At 40.7% G+C, this 10,054-nt stretch carries 5 protein-coding genes; 1 reads left to right on the plus strand and 4 read right to left on the minus strand.

Annotated features, from left to right (window positions below; all coding sequences use genetic code 11):
• Positions 1-72: 72 nt before the first annotated feature.
• Positions 73-1,560 carry a glutamate synthase subunit beta gene (locus tag AC1DSB_RS01775; protein ID WP_477585596.1) on the minus strand — a complete coding sequence of 496 codons (1,488 nt, stop codon included), beginning with the start codon at positions 1,558-1,560 and terminating at the stop codon, positions 73-75.
• A gap of 22 nt (positions 1,561-1,582) precedes the next feature.
• A complete protein-coding gene (gltB, locus tag AC1DSB_RS01780; protein WP_477585598.1) occupies positions 1,583-6,175 on the minus strand; it encodes a glutamate synthase large subunit in 4,593 nt (1,530 codons plus the stop codon).
• A gap of 370 nt (positions 6,176-6,545) precedes the next feature.
• Here gltB and AC1DSB_RS01785 point away from each other — a divergent pair, with 370 nt between their 5' ends.
• Positions 6,546-6,689 (plus strand): hypothetical protein, encoded by a 144-nt coding sequence (locus AC1DSB_RS01785; protein WP_477532993.1) that lies wholly within the window; start codon positions 6,546-6,548, stop codon positions 6,687-6,689.
• 256 nt (positions 6,690-6,945) lie between these two features.
• Here the strand turns inward: AC1DSB_RS01785 and AC1DSB_RS01790 are convergent, their stop codons facing one another.
• Complete coding sequence (locus tag AC1DSB_RS01790) at positions 6,946-8,205, minus strand: ATP-binding protein (RefSeq protein WP_477585600.1); 1,260 nt, start codon at positions 8,203-8,205, stop codon at positions 6,946-6,948.
• 681 nt (positions 8,206-8,886) lie between these two features.
• Positions 8,887-9,918 carry a phosphotransferase enzyme family protein gene (locus AC1DSB_RS01795; protein WP_477585602.1) on the minus strand — a complete coding sequence of 344 codons (1,032 nt, stop codon included), beginning with the start codon at positions 9,916-9,918 and terminating at the stop codon, positions 8,887-8,889.
• Positions 9,919-10,054: the final 136 nt, after the last annotated feature.

Consider the following 10,054-nt stretch of genomic DNA (forward strand, 5'->3'; position numbering starts at 1 on the left):
ATCAGATGTGACGTGTGTAAAATGAAAAAGGAGCATACTTTCCATTGTGGAAGTACACCCCTATTTGTATACCTATGGCAGTACTGTTGTTCCCATCAAGTAGCGATCACATTCCCTCGCTACCTCACGCCCTTCGTTAATGGCCCATACAATCAAGCTTTGCCCGCGACGCATATCACCTGCAGAAAAAACACCTTCTACATTTGTTGCATACTTGCCGTATTCCGCTTTGACCGTAGAGTTTCGGTTTGTTTCAACATTCAATTGCTGAAGAAGTCCTTGCTCCGGACCATTAAACCCTATGGCAAGCAAAACAAGATCAGCTGGCCATACTTTCTCGGTCCCGGGAATTACTTCGCGGACACGGTTTCCATTTTCATCGATGCGGAGTTTTACATTAATAGTATGAACTTCTTTGACGTGACCATCTTCGTTCCCTACAAAATGTGTGGTTTGAACGGCATAGGCGCGTGGGTCTTCTCCAAATTTACTGGCCGCCTCTTTTTGGCCATACTCCATACGATGGATGATGGGATATTGTGGCCAAGGATTACCCRACTCGTCACGCACCGCACCTTTTTTATCGTAAATATCAAACTGCGTTAAACTTTTGCAATCATGACGAACGGCTGTCGCCAGACAATCTGTCCCTGTATCGCCACCCCCAATTACAACGACCTCTTTGCCTTCCGCTGAAAGGAAATTGCCATCTTGAAGATTTGAATCCAGCAAACTTTTAGTATTGGCATGAAGGAAGTCCATGGCGAAATGAATGCCTCTTAATTCTCGACCCTCCAATTGGATGTCACGATGAACCGTTGCCCCTCCACATAAAATGGTCGCATCAAACTCAGTTTGTAGTTTTTCAACAGGGTAATTCTTTCCAACTTCTGTTTTGGTAATGAACGTAATGCCTTCTTGAATTAATAAGGCAACCCGTCGTTCCACCATTTCGTATGGCAATTTCATTTCAGGAATTCCATACGTCAACAATCCGCCTACGCGATCGTTACGTTCGAAAACCGTTACCCAGTGCCCTGCTTTATTTAATTGCGCTGCCGCAGCAAGACCAGCTGGTCCAGATCCGATGACCGCTACTTTTTTTCCTGTACGTTTTTCGGGGGGCTCGGGAACGACCCAACCTTCTTCAAAACCTCTGTCGATAATGGCACGTTCTACGGTACGAATGGCAACAGGAGGTTCGTTTATTCCAAGGACACACGCACCTTCACATGGAGCTGGACAAGCTGTACCTGTAAATTCAGGGAAGTTGTTCATTTCATGTTCACGCTTCAAGGCTTCCTGCCATTGCCCCTGATAAACAAGGTCATTCCATTCAGGTATCAAGTGATATACCGGACAACCGGATGTCACCCCGTTGATTTCAGTTCCTGTATGGCATGTAGGCACTCCGCAATCCATGCAGCGTGCTGCTTGTATCTGCACTTCCTGTTCCGTCATCGGTGCAGTATAATCCTGCCAATCCTTTACACGATGTTGCGGTTCACGTTCTCGTTGCGAATGACGCTCATACTCCATAAATCCAGTTGGCTTTCCCATCGTATCCCTCCTTTTCGCCAGATTATTTTTCCGCTCCTACTTTTTTACTTTCCTCAAATGCAGTCATTTGTGCATCGAATACCGTTAAGCCACTATCGTGAAGCTCTTTGATTCGATCGTTTATCGTTAAATAGGATTTCGGAATAACTCGCACAAATTGTGATGAGTATTTCTCCCAGTAAGTTAAAATGCGTTTGCCCAGTCCACTGCTTGTATACTCCACATGCTTTTCAATCATTGAGAAGACCTCATTCAACTCTTCTTTATTTTCAATTGGCTGGATATGAACGAGCTCCGCATTGCACTTGGATAGGAATGTTCCATCTTCATCAAAGACATACGCTACACCACCAGACATCCCTGCAGCGAAATTGCGTCCGGTTGAGCCAAGAACGACCACTTTTCCACCCGTCATATATTCACAGCCATGATCGCCAACTCCCTCTACCACTACGTCGGCACCACTATTACGGACACAGAAACGTTCTCCAGCGACTCCTTGGATATATGCCTCCCCGGCTGAAGCCCCGTAAAAAGCAACGTTACCGATGATAATATTTTTCTCGGGTGGGAATGTGACCACTGGATCGGGATGAACGATGATTTTCCCGCCAGACAATCCTTTTCCAACAAAGTCATTCGAATCTCCAACGAGTCGAAGCGTTATTCCCCGGGGAATAAATGCACCAAAGCTTTGACCTGCAGATCCTTTTAACGTCAGACGAATGGTATCCTCAGGTAGTCCTTTTTCACCGTATCGTCGTGTGATTTCGCTGCCGAGCATTGTTCCGGTTACCCGGTTAATATTTCGAATTGCTGTTGTAAATTCGATTGGTTGTTGTTTTTCGATGGCGAATCGACAAATCGGTATCAGCTCCTGGAAATCGAGCGTTTTCTCTAAATCATGGTCTTGGTCTACTGTGTGATAGCGACCTACTTTTGCTGGCAGATTAGGTGAGTAAAGGAGTGCGGACAAGTCGATGTCTTTCGCTTTCCAATGGTCAATCGCTTCGTTTACTTCAAGTGCATCTGTGCGTCCCACCATTTCATTGATTGTTCTGAAACCAAGTTCAGCCATCAGCTCTCTCGTTTCAGTGGCAACAAAACGCATAAAGTTCGCGACATGTTCAGCATCCCCCGTAAATTTCTTACGCAGTTCAGGATTTTGCGTCGCAATTCCTACTGGACATGTATCCATATGACATACACGCATCATGACACAGCCGAGAACTACAAGTGGAGCGGTCGAGAATCCATACTCTTCTGCTCCGAGAAGTGTGGCCAATACTACATCTCTTCCGGTCATCATTTTCCCGTCTGTTTCCACAACGATTCGATCACGAAGTCCATTTAATAGCAAGGTCTGGTGCGTTTCAGCTAAACCGATTTCCCATGGCAGCCCTGTATGTTTCAGACTCGTACGAGGTGCCGCCCCCGTACCGCCATCATATCCACTGATTAATACAAGGTCTGCTCTTCCTTTTGCAACACCAGCAGCAATTGTTCCCACCCCAACAGCGGATACCAATTTAACGCTGATACGTGCTTGTGGATTAGCATTTTTCAAATTATGAATAAGCTCGGCTAAATCCTCAATGGAATAGATATCGTGATGCGGTGGAGGTGAAATGAGTTCAACCCCAGGTGTAGAGCCACGGACTTCTGCAATCCACGGATATACTTTCTTGCCAGGCAAATGCCCACCTTCACCTGGTTTTGCCCCTTGAGCCACTTTGATTTGGATTTCATCGGCATTGACAAGGTAATGGCTCGTCACCCCAAATCGGCCTGATGCCACTTGTTTAATTGAACTTCGTCTGGAATCTCCATTTGAATCAGGTGTGTAACGGTCGATATCTTCTCCGCCTTCACCTGTGTTACTTCTTCCGCCTACGCGGTTCATGGCAATCGCCAATGCTTCATGTGCTTCTTTCGAAATGGATCCATACGACATGGCACCCGTTTTAAAGCGTCGACAAATTGTCTCAACGGATTCTACCTCTTCAATCGGCACGGACTGTACTTTCTTAAATTTTAAAAGTCCACGCAATGATTGTAAGTTAGTTGTTTCATCAGTTAACAATTTCGTGTACTTTTTGAACAAGTCATAGTTATTTGTACGGCAAGCATGTTGAAGCGTATGGATGGTACTTGGATTGTATTGATGGTCTTCCCCGTTCGCACGGTATTGGAATTCATCACCAGCCTCCAGAGCCTGCTTGTTCCCACGATTTTCGCCAAACGCCATTTCATGACGCATAAGCACTTCTTTTTCAATCATTTGGATGCCGATTCCACCAAGTCGTGAAGATGTTCGTGTGAAATACTTCTCGATGACATCCATGTGAATGCCAACCGCTTCAAAAATTTGAGCACCACGATAACTTTGAATCGTAGAAATCCCCATTTTGGAAAGGACTTTAATGACTCCGTCTGTTACTGAATGGATATAGTTAGCTACTGCCTGGTCAAAGGACTCCAAGGCGATTTCACCTTTATCCATCAGGCTTCTTACTGAATCAAATGCTAAATATGGATTGATACCTTCGGCACCGTAACCGAGTAAGGTAGCAAAATGATGAACTTCTCTCGGTTCTCCTGACTCTATTAAAATACTAATTTTTGTACGCGTACCTTGGCGAATGAGATGATGATGCAACCCCGATACCGCAAGTAGTGCCGGAACGGCTGCATATTTTTCCGACGTGCCACGATCGGATAGAATCAACAACGTATGTCCTGCTTGAACTGCCTGGTCAGCTTTAACAAACAATGAGTCGAGTGCTTTTTCTAAATTGCATTCGTTACTTTCGCTTGATGTTGCGTCAAACAGCGTCGAGAATGTAATGGATTTAAAGCCTTCCATTTGTTGCGTTCTCAGTTTTTGGAGTTGTTGATTTGTCAGGACCGGTGTTTTCAAACGAATATGCCTACAGCTTTCTGGACCTGGTTTTACCAAGTTCCCTTCAGCACCTATCGTGGTATCGACCATCGTCACGATTTTTTCGCGAATGGCATCTATGGGTGGATTTGTTACTTGAGCAAAGAGCTGCTTAAAGTAGTTATAGAGTAATTGTGGTTTTTTCGATAAAACGGCTAGTGGGGAATCATAGCCCATGGAACCGACTGGATCTTTGCCTTCCATTACGAGGGGCTTAATGATTTTATTGAGTTCTTCTCTTGTATAGCCAAATACAAGCTGTTGTTTTAACAGTTCTTCACACATGTACACGGGTGGTTGTTCCACTGCTTCAGGTAAATCCTCTAAATCTTTCATATTTTTCAGCCATTCTTTATATGGCTGTTCAGAAGCAATTTGTAGTTTAATTTCTTCGTCCGGAATGATTGTTCCTTTTTCCAAATCAACCAAAAGAATTTTACCAGGCGCAAGTCTTCCCTTGTATTCGATATCATCGGCGAAAATATCCAATGCGCCAACTTCGGATCCCAGGACAATCATGCCACCCTTAGTTACATAATAACGGGCAGGTCTCAGTCCATTTCGATCAAGACACGCACAGATTTGGTTGCCATCTGTAAATACCAGTGCAGCCGGGCCATCCCATGGTTCCATCAATGTACTGTGGTATTCGTAAAAATCACGTTTTTCTTCTTTGATGGTCTGATCATTCGACCAAGGTTCGGGTACCATCATCATAGCTGTATGGGCCAAGGAACGTCCTGATAGATGTAAAAATTCAAAGCAATTATCGAACATCGACGAATCACTGCCGTCAGCATCGATGATAGGTAATACTTTTAACAAATCTTCCTGACTGAAAAACTCCGATTCGCATAGTTGCTCACGTGCGCGCATCCAGTTGACATTGCCTCTTAATGTATTAAATTCACCATTGTGGATGGWATATCGATTCGGGTGAGATCTCTTCCAGCTCGGGAAGGTATTTGTACTAAAGCGGGAATGAACAAGTGCTAAAGCGGATTTAAATTCCGGATGATTTAAGTCGATGTAAAACGAATCAAGTTGTTCGGGGATCAGCATGCCTTTGTAGACTATAGTGCGCGTCGATAAACTACAAATGTAAACATCCTCAAAGCCCTTCACACTTGCTAACTCTTTTTCAATTCGCTTGCGAATCACATAAAGCTTTCGTTCAAAATCCATTAGATTATTAATATCTTCAGATACTTGAATAAATAATTGCCTAATGGCAGGTTTGGTTTTTGCCGCCACTTTCCCTACAAATGAGTCGTTGATTGGAACAGGACGCCATCCCAGAAACAGTTGACCTTCTTCAGCAATAATCTGCTCAAAAACTTCTTTGCTTTTCATGCGCAAATCGTGATCTTTAGGTAAATAAACCATGCCAACACCATATTCGCTTTCTCTAGGCAACACGATGTTCTCCTTCTCACATTGTTTTTTAAAAAAACGATGGGGAATCTGCGTTAATATCCCAGCTCCGTCTCCTGTACTCGTGTCAGCGGATTGCCCACCGCGATGCTCCATATTGCAAAGCATGTTGATGGCATTCTGTACGATACCATGTGTCTTTCTACCGTTGATATTGGCAAGCATCCCAATCCCGCAAGCTTCGTGCTCTTGCTCAGGATCGTATAAACCTTGAGGTGCGGGATATCCAAACTTCGTCATGATAACATCTCCTTTCTATTAATCTGCTGAAAGATGTTCACTCTTTTCATGAAGGGGTTCTTCACTGTATGCACACTTTCAATTTTGGAAAGTATATCACAAAACAGCGTTAATACACAATTCGGATAATATTATTTATTCATTTTATTTAATAAATATAAATGAAAACGCTATCATTTTCTGTTCATTTTATTATTATATGCACCATAAATGCATACATACTCGCGTTTCGCATTATCTAATGCTCTATTGTATTTTTTCTTCTAAACATTCTTTATTCATCTTCAACAGCTCGGTTTATGAATTAGGAGTTTAGATAAGAGAAATTGGGTAAAACTATACATATGTAAATTTCTAAGGGAGGTTAATCATGAACGCGAAAGCTAAATTTCTAGCCATGCCACTGGCAGCTGCATTGTTATTAGGTGCTTGCGGTGAGGATGATAAAAAGGATGATATTGAAGTCGAGGACCCGATGTTAGAAGACAACGGGGAAAACGATATAGGTGGATGACTTAGTCATCTAAACGAAGAGATTGAGATCTCTTCGTTTTTTTATTATTTAAACAAATTAGCATTCCCTCAAAAAAACCCTAAGAAATTTGCACTGATCTAAAAAAGAGGTTAAAAAAACCGCAGGCACGAACGCCAACGGTTTCATAAATAGGTTTGTTGCCACAATAGCGGTTTCACTTTCCCAGTTCAATGAATAAATATCCAACCTGTCTTGGGGATTTAGCCAAATAAAAGTGATACACTGTCAGACTCTTTTATGATGAAGGAATGATAATTGAAAAACATGTTCCCTTCCCTTTTTCACTTTTTATTTCTATATCCCCGTTTAATTCTTTAATAATTCCATATGCAATCATAGTGCCGAGGCCAGTCCCCTCCTCTTTTAATGAATAAAACGGCATGGCGATTCGCTTTACCTCCTCAGGAGACATTCCAATTCCTGAATCGATAATCTCAATTACAATACTATTCTTTCCCTTTTTTACATTAATTCGTAGCATCCCGCCATTTGCCATGGCTTCAATCCCGTTTTTTATTATGTTAATTAAACACTGTTTAATTTTATCGGCATTTGCATTTATAGAAAGTGAATCATTAATACAGCTTTTGATTTCAATATTATGTAAGCTTGCTAGCGGTGAAATATTATTTATAACTTGATTGACAATTAGCCTAATATCTAATGAGTCTTTAACATTATTTTGTGGTTTTCCTAATGATAAATAATCGTCAATAATGAGCTGTGCCTTTTCTAACTCCTGCAGAATGACTTGTAAATACTCATCCTTATGTGTTTCCGAGATTTCATTTTTATGAACCAACTGTATAAATCCAGATATAGTTGTTAGTGGATTTCGAATCTCGTGAGCAAAAGAGGCGGCCAATTCACTTATCACATAAAATTTTTCTGCCCTTTGAATTTTTTCTTTCATTTTATACTTTTCAATCATTCCTTCAATTAAATAAATAGAAAACAATCCCGTAAGGATATTGATTACTATATAACTGCATAAAAATTGCATACGAACATAGCCGGGCGTTCCATCTATTTTTATTTCGGTCATTATAGCAAAAACAGAAAAAGTACTAGTGCTAATAAGAATTAGCAGTGTGCCGAAGAATTTTCTCCTTTTCTCTAACTCAGCCGGTACAACAAAATAAAATATTACAATAATAGAAACGAACAAAATAACCATAATAATAAATGATGGGAAAAAGCCGTTTCCTCCTAAGTAAAAACGGTAAGAAAGATATACAAAGGTGACAAAAGTAAAGCTTCTTAAACCTCCATATAGAAAGGCTAAAATGATAGGAATAAGCCGTAAATCATAAATATATCCTAGATGAAAACTAAAGGGGAACGTTATACAAAGAACAGTAGAAATTGATGAAAGAAAGGAAATTAATACCTTATTACGCACTTTATTACCATCTTTATCTAACCAAAATATTTGATAGCAAAAAATACAAAGGATAATAATGAATGCATTTAATAACAGTGTATGTATCCACATGCTCTATCCCCTTCTTTCTATTAAAATAAATGTCTATTAAGTATAATTAGCGAAATATTATTATGATTATACATTATTTTATCTAGATAAAAGTATGAATATTGCGAAATTTGCATTAAATTTTTTAAAAAAGTATGAAAGGAGGAAATAAATAGATTCGTTATTGTTTCAAGCGGATAGTAGTTGGAACAGAAGAACTTTTGAAAATTCTGCACCCCTTTATCAGCTGTTCAAAAAGAACGATCGTAAATGTAATCGATATAAGAAGGACCGTCTTAGATATTCTAATGTAGCTTTGAAATAAAGATTGATCAAAATGGATTCTTTTCTGGTGATTTAGTATACAGTTTTTATAAAACAGTTTGATTTTTTTAGTGATTCTTATAGAACTAAACATGCTTCTACAAGTAGGGGGTGAACAGTTTAGTTCACGGGATCATCGTCCCACGCACCCGTATATCCTACCCTGGCTACTGATATCTTAAATCCTATAAAAATAAGGTCAACCAGTAAAAACTGGTTGACCTTATAATACGAACGCACCCGTTAGCATGTTATTTATTAAATTCTTCTAATTCCTTTTCTATTTCTTCGTTAGAATACTCATGCTCAGCTTCAAATGGCGACACCACACACCAGATACACCCGCCCGCAAACGTAGCGAGTTTCGTATATTAGTTTCTATTTGTTTAATTGGGCCTGTAATGATTGTTCCCAAATCGCCCGGTAATCCAAGTCGACAATCGGTTCGTCCTTAATTAGACGATTGCGGATACCGACTACGAGCTCATTTACACGTTCATTATTGGCTAGGTCGACCTTCTTGTGGAAAACGCCATACAATGTATAGTCGCGCATCTTCAAGAATAAAGGCAAACGCTCAATCCATTCTAGCGGTATGGCTCTTACATTCATATAACCTTTRAGGAAATGAGTCAATACTTCAGTCCCAAAAGCTGAACGTGTTTCAAGCGATTCTTCTCCGTACTTCCCCCACGTTGTGTAATAGACCGGTATGGCAATATCGCTCACAAAATAAAAATACATCGCATCATCAAAATCAAATACGTGAATGTCGCCGTCATGGTAGAAGAAGTTGCCAGGATGTATGTCCGAGTGAATCAAACCAAATGTTTCCTTTGTTTGTGGCAATTGTTGAATCTCCGCGACAAGATTGCGATTGCCTTCAACAATTGCTTGATCTTTTACGGGATCAATATATTTGTCGAGCTCAATTAAATCATCCTGTTCCCAACTTAAACGCTCTGTCCCCGACGCTTCATAATCTTCGGTGACTAAGTGCATTTTCGCTGTAATAGCTCCCCATTTTTCAAAAAGTTCCGGCCCAAATTGAGGATCCTTCATTTTAACTGGAGTTCCAGGTGCCTTATCAAACAAGCAGACATAGAAATAAGAATCACCAACCGATAATTCTTCGACGAGTTCACCTTTTACAGACWTATGTACAAGTGACACGTTGATTCCGTGACCGTTTAGAAAGTTAATCCACGTCAGTTCGCCTTCTACTTCCGATTTTGAACGATGCGAGGAGTGTGTCAGCCTCAATATAAATGGCTTGCCATCCCTTTTCACCTCATACACATAATTCTCGAAATCCCCTAGCTTCTTGGCGTCCGTTGCATCCGCTCCGTATCGTGTTGCCGCATCCTCCAAAACCTCTTTTGTAAAAAGATTTTCCACCCATTGTTCCATAATTATTCCCCCGTTAATCTTTATTTATTGTTGTGATGAACCATCACAATAACCATTCATGAATTTTCAGGATACATGTTTTGCAAAAATGTGATGGATTGATAGATCAACTCTTTCATTACGTCCACGTCAATAT

Source organism: Paenisporosarcina sp. P4_E4_2, assembly GCF_056401595.1.

Coding starts and splice junctions, on each gene's coding strand:
- AC1DSB_RS01790 (WP_477585600.1), bottom strand. CDS start 8,205: ATGTGGATACATACACTGTTATTAAATGCATTCATTATTATCCTTTGT.
- AC1DSB_RS01785 (WP_477532993.1), top strand. CDS start 6,546: ATGAACGCGAAAGCTAAATTTCTAGCCATGCCACTGGCAGCTGCATTG.